General features: G+C 71.2%; 27 protein-coding genes. 8 read left to right on the top strand and 19 right to left on the bottom strand.

Features of this window, described 5'->3' with window-relative positions:
* Positions 1 to 6 precede the first annotated feature (6 nt).
* Both ACWEJ6_RS04540 and ACWEJ6_RS04545 read left to right on the top strand, forming a co-directional pair.
* Positions 7 to 1287 (top strand): Gfo/Idh/MocA family protein, encoded by a 1281-nt coding sequence (locus ACWEJ6_RS04540; RefSeq protein WP_452421208.1) that lies wholly within the window; start codon positions 7 to 9, stop codon positions 1285 to 1287.
* Complete coding sequence (locus ACWEJ6_RS04545; RefSeq protein ID WP_452421210.1) at positions 1280 to 2380, top strand: dienelactone hydrolase family protein; 1101 nt, start codon at positions 1280 to 1282, stop codon at positions 2378 to 2380. The genes ACWEJ6_RS04540 and ACWEJ6_RS04545 overlap by 8 nt, the downstream gene beginning before the upstream one ends.
* Here the strand turns inward: ACWEJ6_RS04545 and ACWEJ6_RS04550 are convergent.
* The 7 genes from ACWEJ6_RS04550 to ACWEJ6_RS04580 all read right to left on the bottom strand — a co-directional run bounded on the left by ACWEJ6_RS04550 (position 2352) and on the right by ACWEJ6_RS04580 (position 8961).
* A complete protein-coding gene (locus tag ACWEJ6_RS04550; RefSeq protein WP_397169875.1) occupies positions 2352 to 4136 on the bottom strand; it encodes an ABC transporter substrate-binding protein in 1785 nt (594 codons plus the stop codon). The two genes, ACWEJ6_RS04545 and ACWEJ6_RS04550, sit on opposite strands and share 29 nt — an antisense overlap.
* Positions 4137 to 4155: 19 nt before the next feature.
* A complete protein-coding gene (locus ACWEJ6_RS04555; protein WP_452421311.1) occupies positions 4156 to 4419 on the bottom strand; it encodes a DUF2160 family membrane protein in 264 nt (87 codons plus the stop codon).
* Between the two features lie 11 nt (positions 4420 to 4430).
* On the bottom strand, positions 4431 to 5249 hold the full coding sequence (locus ACWEJ6_RS04560; protein ID WP_449922312.1) for a carbohydrate ABC transporter permease: 819 nt from the start codon (positions 5247 to 5249) through the stop codon (positions 4431 to 4433).
* Positions 5246 to 6217 carry a carbohydrate ABC transporter permease gene (locus ACWEJ6_RS04565; protein WP_452421213.1) on the bottom strand — a complete coding sequence of 324 codons (972 nt, stop codon included), beginning with the start codon at positions 6215 to 6217 and terminating at the stop codon, positions 5246 to 5248. The genes ACWEJ6_RS04560 and ACWEJ6_RS04565 overlap by 4 nt, the downstream gene beginning before the upstream one ends.
* The gene (locus ACWEJ6_RS04570) at positions 6214 to 7332 is read right to left on the bottom strand and encodes an ABC transporter ATP-binding protein (RefSeq protein ID WP_452421215.1); all 1119 of its coding nucleotides are present in this window, start codon (positions 7330 to 7332) and stop codon (positions 6214 to 6216) included. Before ACWEJ6_RS04570 ends, ACWEJ6_RS04565 begins: the two co-directional genes overlap by 4 nt.
* Entirely contained in the window at positions 7325 to 8416 is a 1092-nt protein-coding gene (locus ACWEJ6_RS04575) for an ABC transporter ATP-binding protein (RefSeq protein ID WP_452421217.1), read from the bottom strand. Before ACWEJ6_RS04575 ends, ACWEJ6_RS04570 begins: the two co-directional genes overlap by 8 nt.
* 116 nt (positions 8417 to 8532) lie before the next feature.
* Entirely contained in the window at positions 8533 to 8961 is a 429-nt protein-coding gene (locus tag ACWEJ6_RS04580) for a MarR family winged helix-turn-helix transcriptional regulator (protein WP_452421219.1), read from the bottom strand.
* A 64-nt stretch (positions 8962 to 9025) separates the two neighbouring features.
* Between ACWEJ6_RS04580 and ACWEJ6_RS04585 the strand changes: the two genes are divergently transcribed.
* A complete protein-coding gene (locus tag ACWEJ6_RS04585; protein WP_452421221.1) occupies positions 9026 to 9415 on the top strand; it encodes a VOC family protein in 390 nt (129 codons plus the stop codon).
* Between the two features lie 14 nt (positions 9416 to 9429).
* Here ACWEJ6_RS04585 and ACWEJ6_RS04590 read toward each other — a convergent pair whose 3' ends face one another.
* Positions 9430 to 10212: an SDR family NAD(P)-dependent oxidoreductase gene (locus tag ACWEJ6_RS04590; RefSeq protein ID WP_364326151.1), complete on the bottom strand. Its 783-nt coding sequence runs from the start codon at positions 10210 to 10212 to the stop codon at positions 9430 to 9432.
* 106 nt (positions 10213 to 10318) lie between these two features.
* On the opposite strand from ACWEJ6_RS04590, the gene ACWEJ6_RS04595 reads away from it, so the two are divergent.
* Positions 10319 to 11893 (top strand): hypothetical protein, encoded by a 1575-nt coding sequence (locus ACWEJ6_RS04595; protein WP_452421223.1) that lies wholly within the window; start codon positions 10319 to 10321, stop codon positions 11891 to 11893.
* 15 nt (positions 11894 to 11908) lie between these two features.
* Here ACWEJ6_RS04595 and ACWEJ6_RS04600 read toward each other — a convergent pair whose 3' ends face one another.
* Entirely contained in the window at positions 11909 to 12604 is a 696-nt protein-coding gene (locus tag ACWEJ6_RS04600; RefSeq protein ID WP_452421225.1) for a TetR/AcrR family transcriptional regulator C-terminal domain-containing protein, read from the bottom strand.
* Between the two features lie 80 nt (positions 12605 to 12684).
* Here ACWEJ6_RS04600 and ACWEJ6_RS04605 point away from each other — a divergent pair, with 80 nt between their 5' ends.
* Positions 12685 to 13113 (top strand): hypothetical protein, encoded by a 429-nt coding sequence (locus ACWEJ6_RS04605; RefSeq protein WP_452421227.1) that lies wholly within the window; start codon positions 12685 to 12687, stop codon positions 13111 to 13113.
* On the top strand, positions 13110 to 13634 hold the full coding sequence (locus ACWEJ6_RS04610) for a nitroreductase family deazaflavin-dependent oxidoreductase (RefSeq protein ID WP_452421229.1): 525 nt from the start codon (positions 13110 to 13112) through the stop codon (positions 13632 to 13634). The genes ACWEJ6_RS04605 and ACWEJ6_RS04610 overlap by 4 nt, the downstream gene beginning before the upstream one ends.
* Here ACWEJ6_RS04610 and ACWEJ6_RS04615 read toward each other — a convergent pair.
* Positions 13620 to 14501, bottom strand: a complete 882-nt coding sequence (locus ACWEJ6_RS04615; protein ID WP_452421231.1) for an arginase family protein — start codon at positions 14499 to 14501, stop codon at positions 13620 to 13622. The genes ACWEJ6_RS04610 and ACWEJ6_RS04615 overlap by 15 nt on opposite strands.
* A gap of 28 nt (positions 14502 to 14529) precedes the next feature.
* Here ACWEJ6_RS04615 and ACWEJ6_RS04620 point away from each other — a divergent pair, with 28 nt between their 5' ends.
* Positions 14530 to 15069, top strand: a complete 540-nt coding sequence (locus ACWEJ6_RS04620; RefSeq protein WP_452421233.1) for a CGNR zinc finger domain-containing protein — start codon at positions 14530 to 14532, stop codon at positions 15067 to 15069.
* Positions 15070 to 15088: 19 nt separating this feature from the next.
* On the opposite strand, the gene efeB is transcribed toward ACWEJ6_RS04620, so the two are convergent.
* The 7 genes from efeB to ACWEJ6_RS04655 all read right to left on the bottom strand — a co-directional run bounded on the left by efeB (position 15089) and on the right by ACWEJ6_RS04655 (position 22935).
* A complete protein-coding gene (gene efeB, locus ACWEJ6_RS04625; RefSeq protein WP_452421235.1) occupies positions 15089 to 16351 on the bottom strand; it encodes an iron uptake transporter deferrochelatase/peroxidase subunit in 1263 nt (420 codons plus the stop codon).
* A gap of 15 nt (positions 16352 to 16366) precedes the next feature.
* On the bottom strand, positions 16367 to 17506 hold the full coding sequence (efeO, locus tag ACWEJ6_RS04630) for an iron uptake system protein EfeO (RefSeq protein WP_452421237.1): 1140 nt from the start codon (positions 17504 to 17506) through the stop codon (positions 16367 to 16369).
* An 11-nt stretch (positions 17507 to 17517) separates the two neighbouring features.
* Positions 17518 to 18351, bottom strand: coding sequence for an iron uptake transporter permease EfeU (gene efeU, locus ACWEJ6_RS04635; RefSeq protein WP_452421239.1), 834 nt, complete (start codon positions 18349 to 18351; stop codon positions 17518 to 17520).
* Positions 18352 to 18474: 123 nt separating this feature from the next.
* The gene (locus tag ACWEJ6_RS04640) at positions 18475 to 19842 is read right to left on the bottom strand and encodes a glycoside hydrolase family 5 protein (RefSeq protein ID WP_387668240.1); all 1368 of its coding nucleotides are present in this window, start codon (positions 19840 to 19842) and stop codon (positions 18475 to 18477) included.
* Positions 19843 to 19844: 2 nt separating this feature from the next.
* Entirely contained in the window at positions 19845 to 20690 is an 846-nt protein-coding gene (locus ACWEJ6_RS04645; protein WP_358283240.1) for a carbohydrate ABC transporter permease, read from the bottom strand.
* On the bottom strand, positions 20687 to 21646 hold the full coding sequence (locus ACWEJ6_RS04650; RefSeq protein WP_452421242.1) for a carbohydrate ABC transporter permease: 960 nt from the start codon (positions 21644 to 21646) through the stop codon (positions 20687 to 20689). Before ACWEJ6_RS04650 ends, ACWEJ6_RS04645 begins: the two co-directional genes overlap by 4 nt.
* Entirely contained in the window at positions 21643 to 22935 is a 1293-nt protein-coding gene (locus ACWEJ6_RS04655; RefSeq protein WP_452421244.1) for an extracellular solute-binding protein, read from the bottom strand. Before ACWEJ6_RS04655 ends, ACWEJ6_RS04650 begins: the two co-directional genes overlap by 4 nt.
* Positions 22936 to 23087: 152 nt before the next feature.
* Here ACWEJ6_RS04655 and ACWEJ6_RS04660 point away from each other — a divergent pair, with 152 nt between their 5' ends.
* Positions 23088 to 24098, top strand: coding sequence for a LacI family DNA-binding transcriptional regulator (locus tag ACWEJ6_RS04660; protein ID WP_352320041.1), 1011 nt, complete (start codon positions 23088 to 23090; stop codon positions 24096 to 24098).
* A gap of 195 nt (positions 24099 to 24293) precedes the next feature.
* Here the strand turns inward: ACWEJ6_RS04660 and ACWEJ6_RS04665 are convergent, their stop codons facing one another.
* On the bottom strand, positions 24294 to 25007 hold the full coding sequence (locus ACWEJ6_RS04665; protein ID WP_452421246.1) for an RloB family protein: 714 nt from the start codon (positions 25005 to 25007) through the stop codon (positions 24294 to 24296).
* Positions 25004 to 26233, bottom strand: coding sequence for an AAA family ATPase (locus tag ACWEJ6_RS04670; RefSeq protein ID WP_452421248.1), 1230 nt, complete (start codon positions 26231 to 26233; stop codon positions 25004 to 25006). The genes ACWEJ6_RS04665 and ACWEJ6_RS04670 overlap by 4 nt, the downstream gene beginning before the upstream one ends.
* Between the last annotated feature and the right edge of the window lie 34 nt (positions 26234 to 26267).

Here is a 26267-nt window from a genome sequence, read left to right on the forward strand (position 1 = left end):
ACGACCATGAGGTACGCGTTCGTCGGGCTCGGGCACCGCGCGCAGCTGTACGTCGACGCGCTGCTCGGCGAGTGGCGCGACACCGGCACCGTCGTCGCCCTGTGCGACACCAACCGGACCCGCATGGACTACTACGCCGAGCGGATCGGCCACGAGGTGCCGTGCTTCGCCCCCGCCGAGTTCGGCAAGGTGCTCGAACTCGCCGACGCGGTCGTGGTCGCGACCGTGGACGCCGCGCACGCCCGCTACGTGTGCGCGGCCCTGGACGCGGGCCGCGACGTCATCGTGGAGAAACCGCTCACCGTGGACGCCGGGAGCTGCGCGGCCATCGCCGAGTCGGCCCGGCGCAGCACCGGCAGGCTGATCGTCACCTTCAACTACCGGTACTCGCCGCGCAACTCGGCCGTGCGCCGCCTGCTCATGGACGGCGCGATCGGCGAGGTGACGTCCGCGCACTTCGAGTGGACGCTCGACACCATCCACGGCGCGGACTACTTCCGCCGCTGGCACCGCGACCGGGCCAGCTCCGGCGGCCTGCTCGTGCACAAGTCCACCCACCACTTCGACCTGGTCAACTGGTGGCTCGGGGCGGCGCCGGAAACCGTCTTCGCGCAGACCTCGCTGCGCTTCTACGGCTCGGCCAATGCGCGGTCGCGGGGGCTGGCCGACCGTCCCGGACGCGGCCGGGGCGCGCCCGGCCTCGGCAGCGACCCGTTCATCCTGGACATCGCCGCCGATCCCCGGCTCAAGCGCCTCTACCTGGACGCCGAGCACGAGGACGGCTACGTCCGGGACCAGGACGTCTTCGGCGACGGCGTGACCATCGACGACAACATGGCGGTGCTGGTCCGGTACGACAGCGGGGCGCTGCTGACGTACTCGCTGAACGCCCACGCGCCCTTCGAGGGCTACCGGGTGGCCTTCAACGGCACGGCCGGACGGCTGGAGCTGGAGGTGGTCGAGCGGGCCTGGACGCCGCCGCACGCGGCGATCGACCCGAGCGCCGCGTCCAAGGAGCACGCCGCCGGTGCGTGGGAGCGGCTCACGCTGCGCCCCCACTGGGCCGAGCCGCGCGAGGTGCCGATCGAGGCGGGCGCGGGCGGCCACGGCGGCGGCGACCGGCTGCTGCTGGACGACGTGTTCCGCGGCCCGACCGGCGACCCGCTGGCCCGGCAGGCGGACTACCTGGACGGCATCCGCAGCGTCCTGACCGGCGTCGCGGCCAACCTGTCGGCCGCCTCGGGCGCCCCCGTGCGCCTGGCGGACACCGGCACCCGCCTTGCCTGACGGATCCGCCCCGGCGGTGTTCGGGGAGCTGGCCGAGGTCGTCGGCGGGCAGTGGGAGCTGTTCCCGTCCCTGCCGGGGCCGCAGTTGCGGGCGGCGGCCCGGCAGGCGATCGGGGTGCCCGCCCTGACCGCCGCGGACGTGCGGGTCGAGCGCACGTGGACCGACGGCGACCTGCACGGCGAGGAACTGTCGTGGACGGTCGGGTTCGGGCCGCGGACCCGGGCGTACCTGCTGAGACCGCGTGACCACGACGGACCGCTGCCCGGCCCGCTGCCCGGCGTGGTGGCGCTGCACTGCCACGCGGGCATGAAGTGGGCGGGCAAGGAGAAGATCACCGACGGCCCGGAAGGGCCGTCGCCCGAGGTGCGGCGGCTGCGGCGGGACCTCTACGGCGGCCGCGCGTTCGCCGGCGAGCTGGCCCGCCGCGGCTTCGCCGTGCTCGCCCACGACGTGCTGACCTGGGGCAGCCGCCGCTTCGCGCTCGACGTCCCGGAGGGGGAGGGCGGCCTGCCTGACCGGTACGACCGCGCCGCGGCCCGGCACGAGCACGTCGTGGCCAAGCACTGCGCCCTGCTCGGCACCTCGTTCGCCGGGGTGGTGGCGGGCGAGGACCTGGCCGCCGCGGCGTACCTGCGCTCCCGGCCGGACGTCGGCGAGGTCGGCTGCGCCGGCGTGTCGGGCGGCGGGCTGCGGGCCGCGCTGCTCGGCGCCTTCGACCCGCGGGTGCGGGCGGTCGTGGTCGCCGCGATGGTCTCGACCTACCCGGACCTGCTGGCCGGCGGCCACGTCGAGCGGCACACCTGGATGTTCTACCCGCCGGGCCTGTCGCGGCTGGGCGACTGGCCCGACCTGGTGGCCGCCCGCGCCCCCGCCCCCCTCATGGTCCAGTACGCCCTGCGCGACGACCTGTTCCCGCAGGCCGGGATGCGCCGCGCGCACGCCCGCATCGGCGCGCGCTACCGCGACGCCCCCGGCCGCTACGAGGCCGTGTTCGCGCCGTCCCCGCACTGCTTCGACGTGCCCATGCAGGAGCGCGCCTTCGACTGGCTGGCGCGGGAGCTGGTCAGCCGCCCGCCTTCCACCGGGCGATGAGCTTGTCGTAGTCGAGCGTGGCCGGCTCGCCGCGCTCGTCGGCCAGCTTCGGCGCGGGCGCGCCCGGCTGGTCGAACCAGTACTGGGCCGGACGCTCGGGGTTCAGCTTGGGCGCGCACTGGCCGCCGTAGCCCTGGCGTTCGCGCGACAGGCGTTCCAGCCGGGCCAGGATCTCGTCCTGCTGCCTGGCCAGGTTGTCCATCGACTGCTGCGGGGTGGTCTCGCCGGTGACGGCGGTGGCCACGTTCTGCCACCAGAGCTGGGCCAGCTTGGGGTAGTCGGGCACGTTCGTGCCGGTCGGGGTCCACTGCTTGCGGGCGGGGGAGTTGTAGAACTCGATCAGGCCGCCGTACTTGGCGGCGTTGTCCTTGAAGTAGTCGCTCTTGATGTCGGAGTCGCGGATGAACGTCAGCCCGGTGATCGACTTCTTCAGCGACACCGTCTTGGACGTGACGAACTGGGCGTAGAGCCAGGCCGCGGCCCTGCGGTCCTTCGGGGTGTTGTTGAGCAGCGTCCACGAGCCCGCGTCCTGGTAGCCGAGCTTGTTGCCGTCCTTCCAGTAGACGCCGTGCGGGCTGGGGGCGATGCGCCACTTGGGGGTGCCGTCGTCGTTGACGACCGGCAGGCCCTTCTTGGTCATGTCGGCCGTGAACGTGGTGTACCAGAAGATCTGCTGGGCGATGTTGCCCTGCGCCGGGACCGGGCCCGCCTCGCTGAAGTTCATGCCGGCGGCCTCGCGGGGCGCGTACTTCTTCAGCCAGTCCACGTACTTGGTGAGCGCGTACACCGAGGCCGGGCCGTTGGTGTCGCCGCCGCGGGTGACCGACGAGCCCACCGGACGGCAGTTCTCCACCCGGATGCCCCAGTCGTCCACCGGCAGGCCGTTGGGGATGCCGGGGTCGCCGTTGCCCGCCATGGACAGCCAGGCGTCGGTGAAGCGCCAGCCCAGCGAGGGGTCCTTGCGGCCGTAGTCCATGTGGCCGTAGACCTTCCGGCCGTCGACGGTCCCGTTGCCGTTGACCTTGTTGCTGAAGAAGTCGGCGATGTCCTCGTAGGCCGCCCAGTTGACCGGCACGCCCAGGTCGTAGCCGTAGGCGTCCTTGAACTGCTTCTTGATCGCCGGGTCGGTGAACCAGTCGTAGCGGAACCAGTAGAGGTTCGCGAACTGCTGGTCGGGGAGCTGGTAGATCTTCTTGTCGGGGCCGGTGGTGAAGCTGATGCCGATGAAGTCGTTCAGGTCGAGGGTGGGGGAGGTGACGTTCCTGCCCTCTCCGGCCATGTAGTCCGACAGCGGGAACACGTACGTGCCGCGCGAGTGGGTGCCGATGAGGTCGGAGTCGTTGACGTAGGCGTCGTAGATGTTCTGGTCGCCCTGGATCTGCGTCTGGAGCTTCTCGATGACGTCGCCCTCCTGGATCAGGTCGTGCTTGACCCTGATCCCGGTGATCTCGGTGAACGCCCTGGCCAGCTTCTGCGACTCGTACTCGTGCGTGGTGATCGTCTCGGACACCACGTTGATCTGCATGCCCCGGTAGGGCGCCGCCGCCTTGATGAACCAGTCCATCTCCGCCAGTTGCCGGTCCTTGGACAGGGTGCTCGGCGTGAACTCCTCCGACACCCACCGCTGCGCCGCGGCCCTGCCGTCGGCCTCCTTGAAGTCGCTCTTCGGCTTCTCCTCGCCGCCGCCCGTGCAACCGGCCGCCACCAGGGCCAGCGCCGCCACGACCGCCGCCGCGACACCCACCGCATGCCTCATCGCCTGGCTCCCCTTCCTCTCAGCCCCACATCCCGATCACGACCATGACCAGCAGCGCGACGCCGAGCGCCGCCCACATGGACAGGTCGGTGACTGCAATCCACAGGGCCAGCACGACGGCCGCGCTGATCAGGCCGATGTACAGCCGGTCGCCCCGGTCGGTCTCGATCCGCAGGAACCCGCGCCTGGCCACCGGGGGCGAGATCCGGGCCCAGACGGCCATCACGCACAGGAGCAGCGCCAGCCCGGCGAACACCAGGGCCGTGGGGGCGGTCCACACCATCCACTGCACGGTCAGACCCTCCCCAGGGCGAACCCCTTGGCTATGTAGTTGCGCACGAACCAGATGACGACGGCCCCCGGGACGATGGTCAGCACGCCGGCCGCGGCCAGCAGCCCCCAGTCCACGCCCGCCGCGCTCACCGTCCGCGTCATGGTGGCCGCGATGGGCTTGGCGTCCACCGATGTGATCGTCCTGGCGATCAGCAGCTCCACCCAGCTGAACATGAAGCAGAAGAACGCGGTGACGCCGAGCGCGGACCGGATCATCGGCAGGAAGATCCGGACGAAGAAGCGCGGCAGCGAGTATCCGTCGATCGCCGCGGTCTCGTCGATCTCCCGGGGGATCCCCGACATGAAGCCCTCCAGGATCCAGACCGCCAGCGGCACGTTGAACAGCATGTGCGCGATAGCCACGCCCAGATGCGTGTCGAACAGCCCGACCGCCTGGTAGATCTGGAAGAACGGCAGCAGGAACACCGCCGGCGGCGCCATCCGGTTCGTCAGCAGCCAGAAGAACAGGTGCTTGTCCCCGGCGAAGCGGAACCGCGAGAACGCGTACGCCGCCGGCAGTGCCACGACGAGCGACATGACCGCGTTCATCGAGGTGTAGACGATGGAGTTGAGGTAGCTCGAATACCACGACGGGTCGGTGAAGAACGTGACGTAGTTGTCGAAGGTCACCCGCTGCGGGATCAGCGAGAAGCTGCCCAGGATGTCCTCGTTCGGGCGGATGGACATGCCGAACATCCACAGCAGCGGCAACATCAGCGTGGCGGCGTACAGCCAGAAGACCGTGCGCGCCCACGGCAGCCGGTGGCGCGTGGGACTCACCTCCCCGACCTGGTCAGCACGGTGAAGAAGACGTAACAGGCGATCTGCACGAGCAGGAAGTACAGCAGCGAGAACGCGCCCGCCGGGCCCAGGTCGAACTGGCCGACGGCGATCTTCGACAGCAGGATGCTCAGGAACGAGGTCGCGTTCCCCGGCCCGCCCCCGGTCACCACGAACGGCTCGGTGTAGATCATGAAGCTGTCCATGAACCGCAGCAGGATCGCGATCGTCAGCACCCCGCGCAGCCTCGGCAGCTGGATGTGCCGGAACGTCGCCCACGCCGACGCGCCGTCGATCTGCGCCGCCTGGAAGTACGGCTCGGGGATCGACCGCAGCCCCGCGTAGGCCAGCAGCGCCACCAGCGGCGTCCAGTGCCACACGTCCATGACCAGGACGGTGATCCAGGCGTCGGCCGAGTCGAGCGTGTAGTTGAAGTTGACGTGCAGCAGGTTGTTGACCGCCCAGCCGCCGAGCCCGATGTCGCCGCGGGCGAAGATCTGCCAGATCGTGCCCACGACGTTCCACGGGATGAGCAGCGGCAGCGCCACCAGCACCAGCGCCACCGACACCCAGAACCCGCGGCGCGGCATGCAGACCGCGATGGCCACCCCGAGCGGGACCTCCACCAGCAGCACCTGCGCGGAGAACAGCAACGTGCGCACGAGCGCCGCGCGCACCTCGGGGTCGCGGGCGATCTGCCGGAACCAGTCCAGGCCGACGAACACCCGGTCCACCGGGCTGAAGACGTCCTGGACGGAGAAGTTCACGACGGTCATCAGCGGGATCACCGCGGTGAAGGCCACCGACACCACGACCGGCAGCACCAGCAGCCAGGCCCGGTTGTTCCGCGGACGGGGATCGGCGCGCGGCCCGGCGGCCCCGGCGGCCTCTGCGGCGGCGGGCGCGGCATCGGCCGGTACGACCTCGCCACCCGCCTGGCTGCCCGCGACGGCGGTCCGGTCGGTCACGCCCGCCCCCTTCCGTCCAGGGGTGCGAGCGAGCCGCACCTGACCTCGTCGCGGAACAGGAACGTCCGGTCCGCGGGGAAATGCAGGAACTCGACCGCGCCCGGCGTCCAGGACGAGCCCGCCTCGGTCCTGGCGATCACCGGATGGCCGCCGACCTCGGCGCGCACCAGGTCGTGCGAGCCCATGCGGTCGATCCGGGTCACCCTGGCCGCCACGCCGGGCCCGGCGGCCGGCCCGCCGACCCGGACGAACTCGGGCCGCACGCCGATCCGCACCGGCCCAGGCGGCAGCGTGCCGGCCACCGTGCCAGCCACCGTGCCGGCCACCGTGCCGACCTCCGAGTCACCGATCCTGACCACGTCGCCGTCGATCTCGGCGGGCAGCACGTTCATGCCGGGGGAGCCGATGAAGTGCCCGACGAACTCGCGCGCGGGCGACAGGAACAGCTCGGCCGGCTCCCCGGCCTGCACGATCTCGCCGTCGTTGAGCACGACCACCTCGTCGGCGAAGGTCAGCGCCTCGGTCTGGTCGTGGGTGACGTAGACCAGGGTGTGGCCGGTGTCGCGGTGGATCTCCTTGAGCTTGCTGCGCAACGTCCACTTCAGCGCCGGGTCCACCACGGTCAGCGGCTCATCGAGCAGCACGGCCGCCACCTGCTCGCGCACCAGGCCGCGGCCCAGGCTGACGATCTGCTTGCGGCCCGGGTCGAGCCGGCGCGCCCGGCGGCGCAGCACGTCGTCCAGGCCCAGCATGGCCGAGACGCGCAGCACGCGCCGGCGGACCTCCTCGGCCGGGACCTTCCTGTTGCGCAGTGGGAAGGCCAGGTTGTCGTAGACGGACATCTCCTCGTACAGGACGGGGAACTGGAAGACCTGCGCGATGTCGCGGCCGGCCGTGGGGACCCCGGTGACCTCGCGGTCGTCGAACCAGATCCGGCCTGCCGTGGGCGTGAGCAGCCCCGAGACGATGTTCAGCAGCGTCGTCTTGCCGCAGCCGCTCGGGCCGAGCAGGGCGTAGGCCCGGCCGCCGCGCCAGGTCCAGGTCGTCGGCCTGAGCGCCCACGTGCGGCCGCCGTCGTAGCTGTGGCCCACGCCCTCCAGGCGGATGTCAGCCATGCCGTCCCGCCCCCGCCGCCGGGGCGACCGGTAATCGGCCGCCGGCCTCGTCGAACACGAAGACGTGCCGCGGGTCCACGTACGCGGTGGCCGCCTGGCCCGGGGTGAACGGGCGGGTGCCCGGCAGGTGGGCGACCAGGTGCCGGCGTCCCGCCAGCAGCAGGTGCAGGAACGTCGCGCCGCCGGTCACCTCGGCCAGCCTGATCTCGGCGGGCAGCTCCAGCAGGCCGGGGCCGGTCCTGGTGATCGTCACCTGGTGGGGGCGGATGCCCAGCACGACCCCCTGGCCGGAGGCGGCGGCGCCCGGCGCGGGGAAGGAGGTGCCCATGACCTCGATCCGGCCGTCCCTGATCGTGCCGGGCAGCAGGTTCAGCGGCGGGTCGCTGAGCGTGGCCGCGACGGCGAGCGTGGGCGGCTCGGCGTACATGGTGGCCGGGTCGCCGACGTGCCGCACCCGGCCCTCGCCGAGCACCACGGCGGGCGCGGCGAAGGTCAGGGCCTCGTTCGGGTCGGCGGTGGAGTAGAGGACGACGCCCGGCGAGCCGGTGAACATGCGCCTGAGGTCCTCGCGCAACTGCTCGCGGAGCTTGAAGTCGAGGTTGGCCAGGGGCTCGTCGAGCAGCAGCACGTCCACGGGCCGGGCCAGCGCGCGGGCGATCGCCGTGCGCTGCTGCTGGCCGCCCGACAGCTCCGCGGGCCTGCGGCCCAGCAGGTCGCCGAGGCCCATGACCGCGGCCACCTCCCGCACCCGCCGGTCGATGCCGTCCTTGCGGTACGACCGGTCCAGCCGCAACGGCGAGGCGATGTTCTCGTAAACGGTGAGGGACGGGTAATTGATGAATTGCTGATAGACGAAGGCGACCGAGCGCTTTCGCACGGAAATCGAGGTGACGTCATTTCCGTTGACCAGCACCCGCCCCGAATCCGGCGGCTGCAAACCGGCGGCGACCCGCATGAGCGTGGTCTTTCCCGAGTTCATCGGGCCGACGAGGGTGGTCAGTCCGTGAGGTAGTTCCAGGTGGATGTCGTCGAGCCAGGTCTCCCCGCGCTGCCGTACGCGGACGCCATCGAGGATCAGCGTCACAATGCCCGGTCCTCTCTCCCGGAGCTTGCCCTCCATCTAACATGATCTGATTCTTTGTGCAAAGAGGGCAGTTGTTGTGACAGTTGTTCGTCAGTTGACGTGAGTTATGGGATTTGTCAGGGTGAGAAGAGTTTTGTGACCAGGCTGTGGAGGTCGCGGCGCTCGGCGTCCGTCAGCGGGGCGAGCGTCTCGCGTTCGACGTCCGCGACCACCGCGCGGGCCCGTTCCAGGGCGTCCCGGCCGGCGGCGGTCAGCGAGATCCGGTAGCGGCGGCGGTCGGCGGGGTCGCGCTCCCGGGCGGCCAGCCCTTCGGCCATGAGGCCGTCCATCAGGCGGACCATGTCGCTCGGGTCGAGGCCCAGCCGGTCGCCGACCTCCCGCTGGGCGGCCGGGCCGAAGTCGTCGAGCGTGGCCAGCGCCGCGAACTCCCACAGGCTCAGCCCCGTGTCGGCGGTGAGCCGCGCGGCCAGGGCGCGCCGGCCCGCGACGCCGACCTTGTGCAGCACGAAGGTGGTCGTCCCGAGCAGGGTGGGTGGCAGTTCCATCTCGTCGAGAAGTGTAGGTTGTTCCCAATAGTTGGTGACTACCCACTAATTTCGGAGGATCAGGATGGACGCTCTCTACCCTCGGCTGCTGGTGCGCGACTTCCCGGCGAGCGTCGCCTTCTACCGGGCCGCCCTCGGGCTGGAGCCGGTGAAGGTGCTGACGGAGGCCGCGTACGCCAACTGGGACATCGACGGCCAGGCCGGTCTCGTGCTCTTCGGCCGCGACCGCGTCGCCGAGGTCGTCGGCACGTCCGGGCTGCCGGCGGCGGGCGCCCAGGACACCGTGATGCTGGTGATGCGGGTCGACGACGTCGACGGCGAGGCCGACCGGCTCGTCGGGCTGGGCGCCACCGTCGCCGCGCCGCCGCAGGACCGGCCCGCCTGGGGGCCCGGCCTGCGTACCGCCCACCTGCGCGACCCGGAGGGCAACCTGATCGAGCTCCAGTCGTACTGAGCGCGGGCGGGCGGTCAGGGCAGGATGGCGTCCACGTAGCCGCCGTCCACGCGCAGGGCGCCGCCGGTGGTCGCCGAGGCGAGCGGCGAGCTGAGGTAGACGACCATGTTGGCGATCTCCTCGGGCTCGATCAGCCGCTGGAGCAGCGACTGCGGACGGTGCTCGCGCATGAACGCCCGCTGCGCCTCCTCCCACGGCAGCTCCCGGTCCACGAGCTGGTAGACGAACTCCTCCACGCCGCCGGTGTGCGTGGGCCCGGCGATCACCGAGTTGACCGTCACCCCGCTGCCGGCGGCCTCCTTGGCGAACCCGCGCGAGACGGCCAGCAGCGCCGTCTTGCTCATGCCGTAGTGGATCATCTCGGTGGGCGTGACGATGGCCGAGTCGCTGGCGATGTACTGGATCCGGCCCCAGCCGCGCTCGATCATGCCGGGCAGGTAGGCACGCGTGAGGCGCACCGCCGACAGGACGTTGACCTCGAAGAAGCGCCGCCACTCCGCGTCGTCGATCTCCAGCGCCGGCCTGGCCTCGAAGATGCCCAGGTTGTTGACGAGGATGTCCACCTGCGGCAGCGAGCCGAGCACCCGCTGGAGCCCTTCGTCGGTGGCGACGTCGCCGGGCGCGGCGACCAGGCCGCGATGGTCCATGCGCTCGATGGCCGCGGCCACCGAGCGTTCGCTGCGGCCGTTGACGCCGACGCGCGCCCCCGCCCGTGCCAGACCGGTCGCGATGGCCGCCCCGATGCCCTGGGTCGAGCCCGTGACCAGCGCCGTCCTGCCACTGAGGTCGATGCTCACCATGACTCCATTGTCCGTGCCGCCCCGCGGCCGGCCGGCACCGGGGCACTACCGGCCGCGGATCGGGTAGATGCCTACTCTGGTCGGTACGTCGAGGGGAGCATGGGTGCGCCGGTTACGGTGGCTGGTCGTGATGGCGGTCCTCGCCGTCCTCGTCGTGGTCCCGGCCGGGCCCGGCGCCGGCGACGACGGGTGCCCGCCCAGGGACCCGCGGGTGACCTCGCCGTACGCGATCACTGGCTACTGGGTCATGCCCCGGGCCGACGTGTGCGTCACGCGGCGGACGGTGGAGGCGATCCACTCGCTCGGCGGCGACACGCTCGTCACGTTCGGACCGCGGTTCGACGCCGGGCCGATGGAGCCGGAGTTCGCCGCCTGCCGGGTGGACGGACGGCCCTGCGCACAGGTGCCCGGCAAACGGATCCGGCACGTCTACACGTACGTGACCAGCGAGGAGTTCGGGCGTTCCGTGCTGCGCTGCCCGGGGCTCGACCGGCGGATCGACAGCGGCGGGCGGGTCTTCTACCGCGTGTCGCTGGCCGCGTCGTGCGCCGCGCGCGTCCAGGACCTGGTGCTGGTCTCCACCGACGGCGACGGGCTGGGCAACCTGGTCGAGGAGGCGGCGGCGTACGGGATGAAGGTGTTCCCCGGGCTGCCCGCCGCGCCGCAGCGGCGGGGCAAGCCGTGGGAGCCCGACCTCGCGCACCTCGCCGCGCTGAACGCCTTCACCGCGCGGGTGCTGGCCGGTTACCGCGAGCGGTTCGGCGGGTCGGCCGCCTTCGGCGGGGTCTACCAGTCGTTCGAGCTGGCCATGCGCGAACGGGGGCCGCGCGACCCCGTCCTCGCCCTGTACGCGGCCCAGCACGCGGCCGTCGCAGCCGCGCTGCCCGGCCGGAAGATCCTGGTCAGCCCCTACATCGACGCCCGCAGGGGCCGCGGCTTCCCGCCCGGCCAGGTGCCCGGCGGGCTGGCCGACATCGCCGCCACCCGCGCCGGCGCGCCCATGGCCGTCGCCGTGCAGGACGGGCGGGGCACGGGCAAGGTCCCCGTGCACGGGATCGAGGAGGGCGGGTCCATGGTCGCCCCCCGGCTCGTCCCGGTGGTCGGCCGGGTGCGCAACGCCGACGGCTACTACGGGCCCACCAGGGACTACATCGAGGCGGCGGCCGGCGGCGTGCCCGCCGGGGTCGAGCTGTGGGTCAACGTCGAGGGCTTCGAGCCCGCGCCCGCGGACGGCGAGTGCGGGCGGGTCGAGCCGCTGCCGTTGCGGGGACGCACCAGCAAGGCCCGGCTCGACCAGCAGATCATGGCGACGGGCGGGCACGCCGCGAAGATCATCTCCTATGGCTGGGAGCCCTTCTTCACCTGCCAGGCGAGCCCGTCCACCCCGTCGCTGGCCGACGACATCGCGAACGGCGGCCGGGAGCCGATCATCGTGAACGCCTACCGCGAGGAACGGGACGGCCGGCCCGGGATCACCGTCGAGGGCTACAACCTGCGCGGCGGCATCCTGCGCTTCGCCTCGCCCGGCGGCCGTGAGGTCGGCGTGGCCCAGCGGTGGCACGGGCCGGGCCGCCCCGAGTCGGCGTGGGCCCCGTACGTCCCGCCCGGCCCGTGGACCTCGGTCACCGCCACGAACGCCGCCGGCCGCACCAGCACGAGCGGGTACGTCTTCCGCTAGCGCTCACCGCTTCCGTCAGCGCTCACCGCTTCCGTCAGGTTCACCGCTTTCGCGGGGTTCGCCGAAGCCGCGGAGCATGGCTTCGAGCGCGAAGACGAAACGGCGGTCGGTCCCCGAGGACGGCTGGGCGCGCCGCGCCCGGGTGGCCTCGGCCAGCAGCGGGGTCTCCACCAGGTCCGGCTCGGGGATGTCGCGCATCGCGGGCGCGGCCCGCTCGGCCCCATCGGTGACCTCGCCGGCGGCCAGGACGGCGACGTGGCCGACGACGAAACCGGTCACGGCGTAGAGCATGTCCAGCGCGCGGTCCGGCGGCAGCCCCGCCGCGCGCAGCACGCGCAGCCCCTCCTCCATCAGGCGCAGGTTCCCGGGCGTGATCGCGGGACGGCTGACCACCAGGGGGACGACGTTCGGATGCGCGAGCAGCGCCCGCAGCAGCGCGTGGGCGTACTCGCGCAGCGCCTCCTGCCATGAGGCGGCCTCGGTCAGCAGCGGCGCGGCCTGCGTGACGACCTGCTCGACCAGGCCGTCGAGCAGCGCATCCTTGCTGCCGACGTGCTGGTAGAGGGACATGGCCTCGACCCCGATCTCCTGGCCGATGCGGCGCATGGACAGCGCCTTCAGCCCTTCGCGGTCGGCCAGCGCCAGAGCCGCCCGCAGGATGGCCTGCCGGGTCAGGCCGGCGTTCTGGCCGCGGGTGCGTTTCGGGGACATGGTGCCCTTTCTCGATTCTTACGTGGTAAGTATAGTCAAAACATACTTTGTAAGAATGTCGTCCGGAAGGGACTCATGTCATGACAGGGAAGCCGCGCGGAGCCTCCGCCCTGCTGTACGGCGGCGCCGCGCTCACGGTGCTCGTCACCCTCTTCGCCTTCGCCTACCGCTCCGGGCTGGCCGAGTACCTCAGGGCGGGCTATCCGGAGCTGGGGCCGGGGAAGATCGACGAGGGGGTCACCACGTACACGGTGATCCTCTCGGTCGTGGGGGCGCTCGGGCTGGCCGGCTGGCTCGTCACCGTCCGGGCGGCCGGGGCGGGCAGGGGGTGGGCCCGGTGGCTGGGGGCCGGGCTGTTCGTGGTGGCTTCGTGCGTCGCGCTCGCGGGCCTGACCGTCCGGGACAGCAACGGCGAGGTCGGCCTGGCGCCGCTGCTCGGCTGGCTGCAGGTCCTTCCGCTGGTCCCGGGGCTGGTGGCGGTCGTGCTGCTGTGGAGGAGGGTGCGGTGATCCACGTCGCCCGGTGGCCGGGGGCGCTCAAGCGCCTGATGTACCGGGGCGGACGGCCCGACGCGCTCACGCGGGCGATGAACCGGCTCGACGCGCTGACCTACGCCTCCCGGTGGCTGCCGCTGCCCCAGGGGGCGGTGCTCCAGGTGGTGGGACGCCGCAGCGGGGCGCTCACGTCGGTGCCCGTCGCGGTCGCCAGGCACGACGGCGGCGAGTACCTGGTCTCCATGCTCGGGCCGGAGGCGAACTGGGTGCGCAACGTCCGGGCCGCCGGCGGCCGGGCCGTGCTGCGGCGTCGCGGGCGGGCGGCGCCGATCCGGCTGGCGGAGGTCCCGGTCGAACGCCGCGCCGAGATCCTGCGCCGCTACGCCGCCGTGGCGCCCGGCGCGCGGCCCCACCTCGGGCTCGGCCCGAAGGCGCCGCTGGACAGCTTCCGCCGGATCGCGGCTGGTCATCCCGTCTTCCGCATCCTGCGGGCGGACGGCTCCGCCCCGGACGGCCACGGGTCAGGTCAGGGCTGAGACGAGGATGTCGGTCAGGGCGGCCGCCTGGCTGCCGTCCTCGTCGAGGTCGGGGTCGAAGATGGTGAACTGGATCCCGGCCGCCCCGGGCAGCGCGAGCAGCCCGCGGAGCAGGCCGGCGAGCTGGTCGCCGGTCAGGCCGCCGGGGGTGGGCGAGTCGACGGCCGACAGCACGGACGGGTCGAGCACGTCGGCGTCCACGTGGATCCAGAAGCCGTCCAGGTCGTCGCGCACGAGCACGCGCTCGGCGGCCTCCAGGGGGATGTCGTCCCCGGCGACGAAGGCGATGCCCTCGGCGGCGAGCTCCTGGACGTCGTCGTCGTCCCGGACGCCGAGCACGATGACGTCCTCGTCCCGGACGTACGGGCGCAGGCCGTCGATGTCGGTCAGGTAGTCGTCGCCGCGGCCGGTCACCAGGGCCAGGTCCTCGCCGGCCGCCGCGCCGACGTGCGGCGAGTTGCCGAGGTGGCGGAAGTCGGTGTGGGCGTCGAGGTAGGCCACCCCGTAGCGGCCCGTCCTGCGCAGGGCGAGCGCGGGGCCGAGCAGGATCGAGCAGTCGCCGCCGAGCAGGACGGGGAAGCCGCCGCCCGCCCTGATCCCGGCCACGCGGTCGGCCAGCCGCCGGGTGTAGGCGGCGATGGCCGCGCCGTTGCGCACGCCGTCGCCGGGTTTCCAGGTGGCCACGTAGCGGGGCGGGACCAGCGCGCCCGCGTCGGCCGCGCCGATCCGGGCGACCAGCCCGTTGTCCCGCAACGCCCAGGGAGCCTTGTAGCAGCCGGGGATGACATCCTCGGCGAGTGGACGCAGGCCGAGGTTGGACGGCGCGTCCAGGACGGTCAGTTTTCTGTCAGGGGTTATAGTGCTCATAGTCGTGACGGTAGCAGGAGGGTGAGGGATGCGCCAGTTCATCGAGACGGGTCTCGTGGCCGTCGATCTGGCCAACACGTGGGACGAGTACCTGGACGATCCCGAGCGGCTGCCCGACGTGGCGGAGCTGCGCCGCTTCTGCCGCGAACTGGGCGAACCGCTTGAGAACGACCACGGGCTCGGCGAGGAGGACCTGCGGGAGGTCAGGGAGGTGCGCGAGCGGCTGCGGGCGGTGCTGGCCGCCGAGCCCGGCGGCCGGGCGGGGGCGCTGGCGGAGTGGGTGGCCCGGCTGCCGGCGCGGGCGGCGGTGGAGCACGCGGGAGGCGTGCCCCGGCTGCGGCTGGTCGCGCCGGACGGGGCGACGACGGCGGGCCGGCTCGCCGTGCGGGCCGTCACCGAGCTGCTGGAGCTCGCGGCGGCCGGCGACTGGGAACGGCTGCGCCAGTGCGCGGCCACGCCGTGCACCGACGCCTTCGTCGACCGCAGCCGGCCGGGCAGGCGGCAGTTCTGCTCGACCCGCTGCGCCAACCGCGCCCACGCCCAGGCCTCGCGCGCCCGCCACCGCTGACGGCGGGCGCTGAGCAGGGTCAGGCGAACAGGGTGCGGCCCCAGTAGTCGCCCGCGTCCTGGACGCCGGGCGGGCAGGCGAACAGGCCGCTGGAGACGTGCTTGATGTACTCGTTGAGCGCGTCGTGCCGGGCCAGGTTCATCTGCACGGGCACGAACTGCTTGCGCGGGTCGCGCTGGTAGGCGATGAAGAACAGCCCGGCGTCCAGGCGGCCGAGGCCGTCGGAGCCGTCGACGAAGTTGTAGCCGCGGCGCAGCAGGTGGGCGTTGCCGTTGTTGCTCGGGTGCGCCAGCTTGACGTGCGAGTCGTCCTTGATCAGCGGCTGCCCGTCGGGGCCCTTGGCGGCGAAGTCCACGGGGTCGAACTCGGCCTTCCTGCCCAGCGGCGCGCCCTCGCCCTTGTCCCGGCCGAAGATCTGCTCCTGCTCGGCGAGCGAGGCGCGGTCCCAGGTCTCGATCGTCATGCGGATCTTCCTGGTGACCATGTACGTGCCGCCCGCCATCCAGGCGGGGCCGTCCGAGCCGCTCGCCCACAGGTGGTCGCGCAGCAGGTCGGCGTCCTCCAGCTTCATGTTGTTGGTGCCGTCCTTGAAGCCCAGGAGGTTGCGCGGCGTGGCCTGGGCCCGCGACGTGGACGACGTACGGCCGAAACCGAGCTGCGACCAGCGCACCGAGACCTTGCCGAAGCCGATCCTGGCCAGGTTGCGGATGGCGTGCACGGCCACCTGGGGGTCGTGCGCGCACGCCTGGACGCAGATGTCCCCGCCCGAGATCTCCGGGATGAGCTGTTCGCCGGGGAACTTCGGCAGGTCGGCCAGCGCGGCCGGTCGTTTGCCCGCCAGCCCGAACCGGTCGTCGAACAGCGACGGGCCGAACCCGATCGTCAGCGTCAGCCCCGAGGCGGGCAGCCCCAGCGCCTCGCCGGTGTCGTCGGGCGCCGCCTCGGCCGCCCCGCCCACCGCGCCGAACGCCCCGGCCTCCTTGCCCTGCGTCAGCCGGGCCGCCGCGGCCGTCCACTCCTGGAGCAGGTCGACCAGCTCGGCCTTCTTGTCGGTGATGACGTCGAAGGCGACGAAGTGCAGCCGGTCCTGGGCGGGCGTGACGACGCCCGCCTGATGCTGCCCGTAGAACGGGAACGGATCGGACGTCGATGCGGCGTGCGCGACCGGCGGCTCCTCCAGCAGCGACCTGGTCGTCACCGCCCCCGCCCCGAGCACGGCCGCGCCCGCGGCGCCCAGCCCGAACAGCTTGCGGCGGCTCATCCGCCCGCTGGCCTGCGACAACGCCCCCACCTCCCGTTACTTGGCGATGACCGGTGCGATCTTACTGATCGGCTCGGCCAGCGCGTTGATCGCGTCGGACAGCGCCTTCAGCTCGGCCTTGGACAGCTCGTCGTGCAGCTTCCAGCCGTCGCCCTTCTGGTGCGCGCCCAGCGCGGCCTCCGCGGCGGCGAACTTCTCGTCCAGCGTCTTGACCAGGTCGGGGGAGCGCTGCTCCAGCACCGGGCGCAGCGACTGCACGGCGGCCTTGGAGCCCTGGAGGTTGGCGTCGAAGTCCCACAGGTCGGTGTGCGACCAGATGTCCTCCTCGCCGGTGATCTTCCCGGAGGCCACCTCGTCGAGCAGCTCCTTGGCGCCGTTGGCCAGGTTGAGCGGGGTCAGCTCGGCGGCGTTGGACTTCTGGACGATGGTCTTGACGTCGGCGATCAGCTTGTCGGCGACCGGGCCGTCCTTGCTGATGTCCTTCTTGATCCACAGATCCTTCTCGATCCGGTGGAATCCGGTCCACTCCTCGCCGTCGGCCAGGTCGGCCTCGCGGGCGTCGATGGCCGGGTCGAGGTCGCCGAAGATCTCCGCGACCGGCTCGATGCGCTCCCAGTACGTCCGCGAGACCGGGTACAGCTCCTTGGCCTTGTCGATCTCGCCGGCCTTGACCGCGTCCACGAACTCCTGCGTCTTGACCAGCAGCGTGTCGCTCTGCGACTTGATGTAGCGCTTGTAGCTGGCGACGGCGTCGGCGAGCTGGGCGTCGGAGGTGAGCGCCTTGTGCTCGCCGGTCACCTTCAGCGCGTTGCGGATGCCCTTGCCCACCATGCCGGGCTTGCAGACGGTCTCGTACGCGCCGGCCGGCAGCTCGGCGACCAGCTCCCTGGTCAGGCCGGGCACGATGTTCTCGACCTCGGCCATCACCCGGTCACCGGGGGCGTACACGTAGAACTCGGTCACCTTGGAGCCGCCGTTGGTGATCGTGAACGTGCTCGTGCCCGCCGCGATCTCGGAGGCCGCGACCTTGCACTCGGTGTCCGACGCGGCCACGGTGATCTTGCCGGGCGCGGCGGCCGGGCCCTTGGCGGTCTCCGTGGCGGTGGTGCCCGAGCCGCACGCGGTCAGGCCCGCGAGGGCGAGCGCGCCGAAGGACAGGCTGATGGCGGTACGCATGATGCTCCTGTTCAGGCCGCGGGTGCGGTGGAGGCGGGAGTGGTCTTCACCCGCTGTGGCACCAGGAAGAGGAAGAGAGTGGGCGCGAGGTAGACGATCCAGGCCACGGCCTCGGCGATGCTCGGCTGCGGCGTGATGTTGAGCATGCCGGAAAGCAGCGCGCCGTACCAGGAATCGGCGGGCAGGACGGCGCTGATGTCGAAGGCGTAGGAGCTCAGGCCGGGCAGGATGTTGGCCTCCTGGAGGTCGTGCACGCCGTACTTGAAGATGCCGGCGGCGACCAGGATGAGCAGCAGGCCCGTCCAGGTGAAGAACTTGGTGAGGTTGATCTTCAGCGCGCTCCTGTACAGCCCCCAGCCGATGACCACCGATGTGAGCAGGCCGAGCGCGATGCCGAGCAGGGGGTCGATGGTGGCGGTCGCGCCCTGGACGGCGGCGAAGAACAGCAACGCCGTCTCAAGCCCCTCGCGGGCCACGGCCAGGAAGGCCATCACGACCACCGCGAGCGAGCCCATCTGCAGCGCGTCGGAGAGCTTGCCCCGCAGCTCGCCGGAGAGCGCGCGGGCGGTGCGCCGCATCCAGAAGATCATCCAGGTGACGAACGCGACGGCCAGCAGCGAGGTGATCGCGTCGAACAGCTCCTGCCCCATGTGCCCGAGGTTGGCGGCGGTGAAGGTCAGCAGTGCGCCGAAGCCGACGGACAGCGCGACCGCCGCGGCGACGCCCGTCCAGACCTGGGGAAGCTTGTCCTTCCTGTCGCTCTTGACGAGGAAGGCGATGAGGACGGAGACGACGAGCGTCGCCTCCAGTCCCTCGCGCAGTCCGATGAGGTAGCTGGCGAACACCGTCACTCCTGCTGGCTGAGGAAAGGCTTACCTAAATTAGGGCAGCCGAAGCATACCTAGCGCAAGCAGTGATGGCGATAGTTTGCCCGGTGGTGTGACGCACCCGACTGTATGAGCGGTTTGTCACCCGGTGAGGTTGGCGGCCAGCAGGTCGAGCAGCGGCTCGCGCCGTACGCACTGCTCCAGCGTGAACGAGTCGGCCAGGGCCAGCAGCTCGTCGTCGCCGAGCCCCCTGAACAGCCCGGCGTACTCGGGCAGCAGGGCCTGGGCGAGGAGGATGTGCCTGATCAGGTCGTCGGTCTGGTAGCGGGCGCCCCACGGGTAGGGCGTCCAGTCCGGGAACTCGGTCTCGACCAGCCGGTGCAGCGGGGCGAGCACGTCGGCGCACTCCTCCATGGTCGAGCCCCACCGGTCCGCGCCGAGCCGCCGCTTCTTGCCGATGAACGCGCCGAACCTGTCCAGGTACGCCCCCGACGCGTGCACCAGGCCCTGGAGGCCCACGTCCTTGTACGTCCAGAGCGACCAGCCCGCGTCGTGGGCGTCGTAGATGTCGAGCTGGTCGCGCAGGACCTGGTAGCGCTGCGCGTCCCGGTCCGGGTCGCCGGTGTAGACCGGGCCGAACTCGCCCACCCACAACGGCGTGCCGGTCTCGCGCTGGAACCGGGACCGCCGGGCGAAGGTCTCCTCCAGCTGGCCGCGGTCGCACCACTCGCCCCTGGTGAGCCCCGGGTACGGGCCGCCGTGGGCGAACCCGGCCAGGGCGTAGTCGTGCATGACGAACACCGTGTTCTCGTACATCTCCCGGAACATCGAGAAGTCGGTGGCGTAGGTGTTGCCGTCCAGGAACAGGACGTGGTCCGGGTCGGCGGCCCGTACGGCCTTGACCAGCCGGTCGTAGAACGGGCCGACCACCTTGCCCGAGACGTCGCCCGGCTCGTTCACCACGTTGTACCCGGCCACCCACGGATGCCCGCGGTAGTGGTCGGCCAGCGCCTCCCACAGGTGCACGGCCCGGTCCTGGAAGTGCCGGTGCTGCCAGAACGCCGCCACGTGCGTGGGGTTGTCGCTGTGCCAGTGCTGGTTCTGGGAGCCGGGCAGGGCGTGCAGGTCGATCACGCTGTAGAGACCGCGCTCGCCCAGCAGGCCGATCACCCGGTCGAGGTGCCGGAAGCCCCTCGGGTCGATCTCCATGGGCCGGTCGTCGGACTCCCAGTGGTGGTAGTTGACCGGGATGCGCACGCAGTTCATGCCGAGCCCGGCCAGCAGCCCGGCGTCGCTCCCGGTGAAGAACGAGGTGAGCAGCCGGTCGAAGAAGAGCTCGGCCCGCTCCTCGCCCAGCACGCCGGTCACCGCCGCGCGCATCGAGGTCTCGTTGGCGGGATAGCCGGTGATGAAGTTCTCCATGTTCATCCAGCCCCCGAGGCCCACCCCCCTGAGCCGGACGGGCGTGCCTTCGGGGGTGAGGAGCCGGCTTCCTGAGACGTGGAGCATGTTCACCCTTTCGTCGCACCCGCGGTGAGCCCACCGACCAGGTGACGTTCAGCGATGGCGTAGAACCCGAGCGCCGGCACCATGGCCAGGATCAGATAGGCGAGGACGCGGGCGGTGTCGGTGGCGTACTGGCCCTGGAACTGCTGGATGCCCAGCGGCAGCGTCCAGCTCGACTCGTCGCTGAAGACCACCAGGGGCAGCATGAAGTTGTTCCAGCTCCCCACGACGGCCAGCACGGAGACCGTCGCCATGGCCGGGCGGGCCATCGGCAGCAGGATCCGCCAGAAGAACCCGAACGGCGAGCAGCCGTCGATGATCGCGGCCTCCTCGATCTCGCCCGGGATGCTCCGGAAGAACCCCCGCAGGATGATGATCGTCAGCGGCAGCCCGAAGGCGGCCTGCGTCAGGATGACGCCGAGCGGGTCGTCCAGCAGCCCGAACGCGCGCAGCAGCACGAAGATCGGCAGGATGGCCACCGCGAACGGGAACATCAGCCCCGCGGTGAACAGCGTGAACAGCGCCTCCCTGCCGCGGAAGGCGAACCTGGCGAAGACGAACGCGGCCAGCGCCGCCAGCGCGACCATCACCACGGTCGTGGCGACCGCGATGAACGTGCTGTTCCACACCTGCCGCCAGAACGACCCCGAGCCGAGCACGTCGGTGTAGTTCGCGGTGACCCACGGATCGGGCAGGCCGAAGGGGTTGCCGGAGAGCTGGCTGTTGCTCTTGAACCCGCCGAGCAGCGCGTACACGATCGGCGCCAGGATGAACGCGCCGACGATCCAGGCGATCGCGTGCAGCGGCAGGGTGGGACGGCGCCGCCGCGCGGGCGGCCTTCCGTGGTTCATCGGCGGCCTCCCATGGACGTCGTCGCGCCCTCCAGGTCCCGGCGCATCACCACGCGCTGGTAGACGAGGGCGAAGACGAGGCTGAGCGCGAACATCACGACGCTGATCGCGTTGGCGTAGCCCACCTGGGAGCGCTTGAAGCCGAACTCCATCATGGTGACGGCCATCGTCTCCGAGGAGTGCGACGGGCCGCCGCCGGTGAGGATCCAGACCAGGTCGAACAGCTGGATGGTGTAGATGACCGACAGGAACACGCTGATCCTGATCGTCGGCCCGAGCAGCGGCAGCGTGATGTGCCGGAACGTCTTCCAGGGCGTCGCGCCGTCGATCTGCGCGGCCTCGATCAGCTCGTTCGGGATGCCCTGCCGTCCGGCCAGGTAGATCATCATGTGGAAGCCGAAGTACTTCCACGTCATGACCAGGAAGAGCGCGGGCATCACGGTGTCCGGATCGGCCAGGAACTCCGACTCCAGCCCGAACACCGACAGCAGCTGGTTCGCCATCCCGCCGTCCGGCGCGAGGATCAGCGAGAACAGCACGCCGGTGATCACCTCGGACAGCACGTACGGGGCGAAGAACACCAGCCGGTAGACCGCCCGCCCCCGGATGCGCTGGTTCAGCAGCATCGCCACGGCCAGCGAGAACGGCAGCTGGACCAGCACCGACAGCAGCACCAGGACCGCCAGGTGCCACAGGTCGGTGGCGAAGATGCCGGACGACAGCAGCCTGGTGAAGTTGGCCGGCCCGACGAACTCTGTGGGCAGCCCGCCGAACCCGTTCCACTTGAACGCGCTGGCGTAGACCGCCACCAGGATCGGCGCCACCACCAGCAGCAGGAAGAGCACCAGCGCGGGCAGCAGGAACAGCGCGATCGTCACCGCGCGCCCGCGCCGCCGGCCCGGCGGGGCGGGGACCGGCGGCGCGACCGCCGCCGGTCCTCGGGTCAGCGTCGTCATTCGCTCTTGGCCACTTCGCTGATGTCCTGGCCGATCTGCTCCGGCGTCTTGGTCCCGGCGATCAGCTCGGCCACGCTGTCGTTGACCTGCTGGCCGACGGCCGGCGGGTAGGCCTGGTCCAGGTAGAGCTGGTAGCCGGAGGCCCCGGCCAGCAGGGTCGCGACCTGCTTGAGGTTGGCGTCCTTGACCGCGCTCTCCTCGCCCTTGAGCACCGGCAGCACGCCGCCCGCCGCCACGGCCTTGGTGTGCTGGTCCATCCGCGTCATGAACTTCACGAACTCCACGGCCTGCGGGGGCGCGTCCGCGCCCACCGACAGGCCGTTGCCGCCGCCGAAGGCGTCGCCGATCGAGCCCTTGCCGCCCTCGACCGCGGGGAAGGGGAAGAAGCCCAGGTCGTCGCCGAGGCCCTTGCCGGAGTCCTTCTGCACGGCGGGCGCCCACTGGCCCATCAGCTCCATGGCGGCCTTGCCGTTGGAGACCGTGGCCGCCTGCCCGTCGGGGGTGCCGTACCCCGCGCCGAGGAAGCCCTTCTGGAACGGCTGGAGCTCGGCCAGCGCCTTGACCTGCTGTCCGGCGGCCACGAAGTCGGGCTTGGTGAAGTCGTGGTCCACGCCCGCCTGCGTGAGCGCGGGCAGGCCGGCGATGCGCATCGCCAGATAGGCCCAGTAGTAGTGGCCCGGCCACTTCTCCTTGCCGGCCAGCGCGATCGGGGTGGTGCCGGACGCCTTCAGCTTCTTGACGTCGTCGAGGAACTCCGCCCAGGTGGCGGGCGGGGCCGTGATGCCGGCCTTGGCGAAGAGTTTCTTGTTGTACCAGAAGCCGACCAGCCCGATGTCCGTCGGCAGCCCGTACGTCTTGCCGTCGAACTGGTACGCGCTCAGCGCCGCGGGGGTGAACGTGCCCAGCACGGGCGCGACGTCGGCGGAGACGTCCTTGACCAGGCCGGCGTCGATCTGCTGCTTGAGCACGCCGCCGCCCCACGTGACGAAGACGTCGGGGGCCTTGCCCGACTGGGTGATCGTGGTCAGCTTCGCCTTGTAGGCGTCGTTCTCCAGCACCGTCGCCTTGATGGTGACGTCCGGGTGCGCGGCCTCGAAGTCCTTGGCCCGCTGCGCCCACAGGGACTTCAGCGGTTCGGCGGTGGACAGGTGCCACCATTCCAGCGTCACCTTGGCGGGCTTCTGGCCGGGCTGCGAGCCGCCGGGCTGCCCGCCGCTCTCGCCACTCCCGCCGCTGCCGCATCCGGCGACGAGCACGGCGGTGGCCATGAGGATCAGACCGCGTTTCATCCAGGGGTCCCTTCATCGGGCACGAGCGGTATGAAAGTTTCGTGTAGCCCCCGATAATTTCGTTGATCGGAGCATAGGTATGTGCTGCGCAGGGCGTCAATAGCTGTCTTGGGAGCGATCCCATCCCGAAACTTTCGGATACACTCCCGAACGTGTCAGCTAAGAGGCGCGTGACGATCGCACTGATCGCAGAAGAGGCCGGGGTCTCCATCCCCACGGTCTCCAAAGTCATCAACGGCCGGCCCGAGGTGGCGCCGGCGACCCGTCACAAGGTCGAACGGCTGCTCCAGGAACACGGCTACCAGCGGCGCGTCAGCCAGGACGACACCCCCGCCGGCCTGGTCGACCTGGTGTTCGCCGAGATCGAGTCGCCGTGGGCCATGGAGATCGTGCGCGGCGCGGAGAGCGCGGCCCACGAGGCCGGGGCCAGCGTCGTCATCTCCGTGCTGCACACCCACGCCGGTCCCGGCCGCGACTGGCTCGAACGCCTGGCCGCCCGCCGCACCGACGGCGTGGTGATCGTCGCCTCGCGCCTGTCCACCGGCGTGCAGGCCCAGCTCAGCGCGCGGTCGCTGCCGTTCGTGGTGGTCGACCCCGAGGGCGAGCCGGCCCCCGGCATCGTCTCGGTCGGCGCCACCAACTGGAACGGCGGCCTGGCCGCCACCCGCCACCTGCTCGAACTCGGCCACCGCCGGATCGGCATGATCAGCGGCCCGGCCGACATGCTGTGCAGCCAGGCCCGCGTCGACGGCTACCGGGCCGCACTGGAGACGGCCGGCGTGCCGCTCGCCCCCGAGCTCGTCCGGCGCGGCACCTTCCTCGTCGACTCCGGCCACGACCAGGGCCACGAACTCCTGTCACTGGACGAGCCGCCCACGGCCATCTTCGCCGGGTGCGACCTGATGGCGTTCGGCGTGTTCGAGGCCGCCCGGCAGCGGGGGTTGCGCGTTCCGGAGGACCTGAGCGTCGTGGGGTTCGACGACCTGCCGCTGTCGAAGTCGGCCTGGCCGCCGCTGACGACCGTGCGCCAGCCGTTGCAGGAGATGGCGGCGCTGGCCACCCGTACGGTGCTGGGGATGGGGAAGGGCGAGGTGCCGGAGACGAAGCGGGTGGAACTGGCTACGGAACTGATCGTCCGGGAGAGCACGGCCGCCGTGGAGTGAGGTGCGCTCCAAAGGTCTTCGCCCTCCGGGCTCAGGCGCCCTTCCCCAGGCGCCTCCGGCGCACCCACCGCGCCTCCGGCGCCTTGGCGCCTCGCCTTTGACCTGCGAGACTCCTTCACATCCGCCGCTCGACGGCGCTGGTCGTATATGCGGCAGTTCGTTGCTCGGTCGCCGAGCCGGTTCCCACCGGCCGCCTCAGAGGAATGGCGGGATGCCGAGGCTTTCCAGAAGGCGCCACATGCCGCTGGACGGGTCCTGGTCGAGGAGGCCGCAACGCGGTTCGGAGCCTCGCGGATGGGAGCACCTGCCGGAGGCGCAGCGCCTGTCCAAGCTCCGCGCGTTGTCGAACGCGGTCTTGAGACGAGGCGTGAGATGGTCGGCGCGGGCTTTGGTGATCCTCTTGTCCCTCGCCCCGAAGCCCGCGAAGCCAGGCCGCTGCGACAACAGCTGGTGGACCTGGTGGTTACGGCCGTCCTGCGGTTGGTCGTAGAGGCCGTAGTGCAGATAGAGCCAGAAATCGAAGGACGGATGGGACAGGGCCACCCTGATCTTGGAGTGCTCCTTGAGCGCGCTCAGGGCGTCGTCGAGGTCACCGTGCTGGTCGCGGTCGAAAAGTGCCCAGATTTCCGCGTACTGCTCGTTGTCCGGTCGAAGAGCGTCTTCCTCGGCCACGGTCAGGGCGCGCTGGGCGACTTTCCACGGTTTCATGTCGTCGGGCCGGTACTTCGGCATGTCGATGCGGAACGAGCACTGCCGGGAGAACGCGTTCTGCAGCATCGTGAGGTAGTCGTACTCGGTCACCGCGCCCTCGGCGACGGCGTAGAAGATGCGATTGGCGGCGCGGGGTGGCGGCTGGGCCGTCAGGCTGGAGCCGCGTTGGCGCTTCTTTCTGACCTTGTCGGGGCTCATGTGAGGGCCTCTCCCGCCTCGCGTGCCAGCTCGCCGGGGGCGACCCGTGGCACGCCGCCGAAGCGGCCGAGCAGCCAGCCGCGTTCGAGGTTCTCGTTCGGACGGGGCGGTGGACGCAGGCTCGACAGCGGATACAGCTCCGTCGAGCCCCTGGGGTCCTTCTCCGCCATCCAGACCACGTCACGGTCCAGGATCCGCTCCCCGCCCGCGAGCGGACGCAGCAGCGACGCGTCGTGCGTCGTGAACACCATCTGCGCCCCTCGGGCGTTGACCTCGGGGTCTTCGAACATCCTGATCACCTCGGCCGCGAGCGCGGGGTGCAGGCTGGCGTCCAGTTCGTCCACGAGCACCGTGGTGCCGTGCTGGAACGCCTCCAGCAGGGGCCCCAGCATCGCGAACCAGGCGCGCGTGCCCATGGACTCGTGCGCGAAGTCCAGAGAGGCCGTGTGATCGCCGGCGCGGTGGAGCAGCCGGACGTCGCCGCGCGCCAGGGCGTCCTGGTCGAAACCGACGATGCCAAGGTCGGCCCGGGTCAGGAGGCGGCCGACCTGCTCCCTGAACCGTTCGTCCGCAAGGGCCCTGGCCTTGGTGAACTCCTGGCGCTGGGGCAGGTCGTGTTCGGGGCTGATCAGCCACAGATTGTCGCGGAACCACTCGAACACGGGCAGCAGTTGCTCGTTGTTCCACTCGGCGGCCACCGTGAGGAAGAGGGAGTCCGGGCGGGTCTTCCGCGCCAGGTCCTGCTTCTCGCCGCGCAGCCCTTCCCCGGCGAAGCGGATGTCGTCGCCGTCGCGGTCGAACCAGACCTGACGCCGGCCCTTGGGGTAGGCGTGCAGCCATTCGGCGTGGACGCGTTCGTCGTCCAGCTCGAATCCGTAGGTGTAGCGGACACCCGCCAGTTCGAGGTCGATCTCGACGAAGGAGGCTTCGTCCGCGCAGCCCGGGTCGAGCGCGAAGGGGATCCGGCGAGTCGGCTTCTCCTCGCTGATCCACGCCACCGAGTGCAGCACGGCCTGCCGCATCAGCCGCAGGCCGGCGAGCGTGTTGCTCTTTCCCGAGGCGTTGGCTCCGTAGATCCCCAGGACCGGGAGCACGGACAGGGGCCGCCCTCCCTCCCGGACCGGGATGGGGCGGGCGGTGCCGTCGTTCAGCTCCGTCGCGATCAGTGAGAGACGCTGGTCGTCACGGAACGACAGGACGTTGGCCAGCCGGAAGTTGAGAAGCACGGTGTCTCCCTTGTCAGGATCACCATACCCATTT

It is taken from the genome of Nonomuraea sp. NPDC004702, assembly GCF_053601695.1.

Excerpts from the sequence above, each read along its gene's own strand:
- ACWEJ6_RS04540 (WP_452421208.1), top strand. The coding sequence starts at position 7 with ATGAGGTACGCGTTCGTCGGGCTCGGGCACCGCGCGCAGCTGTACGTC.
- ACWEJ6_RS04550 (WP_397169875.1), bottom strand. The coding sequence starts at position 4,136 with ATGAGGCATGCGGTGGGTGTCGCGGCGGCGGTCGTGGCGGCGCTGGCC.
- ACWEJ6_RS04555 (WP_452421311.1), bottom strand. The coding sequence starts at position 4,419 with ATGGTGTGGACCGCCCCCACGGCCCTGGTGTTCGCCGGGCTGGCGCTG.
- ACWEJ6_RS04570 (WP_452421215.1), bottom strand. The coding sequence starts at position 7,332 with ATGGCTGACATCCGCCTGGAGGGCGTGGGCCACAGCTACGACGGCGGC.
- ACWEJ6_RS04580 (WP_452421219.1), bottom strand. The coding sequence starts at position 8,961 with ATGGAACTGCCACCCACCCTGCTCGGGACGACCACCTTCGTGCTGCAC.
- ACWEJ6_RS04585 (WP_452421221.1), top strand. The coding sequence starts at position 9,026 with ATGGACGCTCTCTACCCTCGGCTGCTGGTGCGCGACTTCCCGGCGAGC.
- ACWEJ6_RS04600 (WP_452421225.1), bottom strand. The coding sequence starts at position 12,604 with ATGTCCCCGAAACGCACCCGCGGCCAGAACGCCGGCCTGACCCGGCAG.
- ACWEJ6_RS04605 (WP_452421227.1), top strand. The coding sequence starts at position 12,685 with ATGACAGGGAAGCCGCGCGGAGCCTCCGCCCTGCTGTACGGCGGCGCC.
- ACWEJ6_RS04615 (WP_452421231.1), bottom strand. The coding sequence starts at position 14,501 with ATGAGCACTATAACCCCTGACAGAAAACTGACCGTCCTGGACGCGCCG.
- ACWEJ6_RS04620 (WP_452421233.1), top strand. The coding sequence starts at position 14,530 with ATGCGCCAGTTCATCGAGACGGGTCTCGTGGCCGTCGATCTGGCCAAC.
- efeO (WP_452421237.1), bottom strand. The coding sequence starts at position 17,506 with ATGCGTACCGCCATCAGCCTGTCCTTCGGCGCGCTCGCCCTCGCGGGC.
- ACWEJ6_RS04640 (WP_387668240.1), bottom strand. The coding sequence starts at position 19,842 with ATGCTCCACGTCTCAGGAAGCCGGCTCCTCACCCCCGAAGGCACGCCC.
- ACWEJ6_RS04645 (WP_358283240.1), bottom strand. The coding sequence starts at position 20,690 with ATGAACCACGGAAGGCCGCCCGCGCGGCGGCGCCGTCCCACCCTGCCG.
- ACWEJ6_RS04650 (WP_452421242.1), bottom strand. The coding sequence starts at position 21,646 with ATGACGACGCTGACCCGAGGACCGGCGGCGGTCGCGCCGCCGGTCCCC.
- ACWEJ6_RS04655 (WP_452421244.1), bottom strand. The coding sequence starts at position 22,935 with ATGAAACGCGGTCTGATCCTCATGGCCACCGCCGTGCTCGTCGCCGGA.
- ACWEJ6_RS04665 (WP_452421246.1), bottom strand. The coding sequence starts at position 25,007 with ATGAGCCCCGACAAGGTCAGAAAGAAGCGCCAACGCGGCTCCAGCCTG.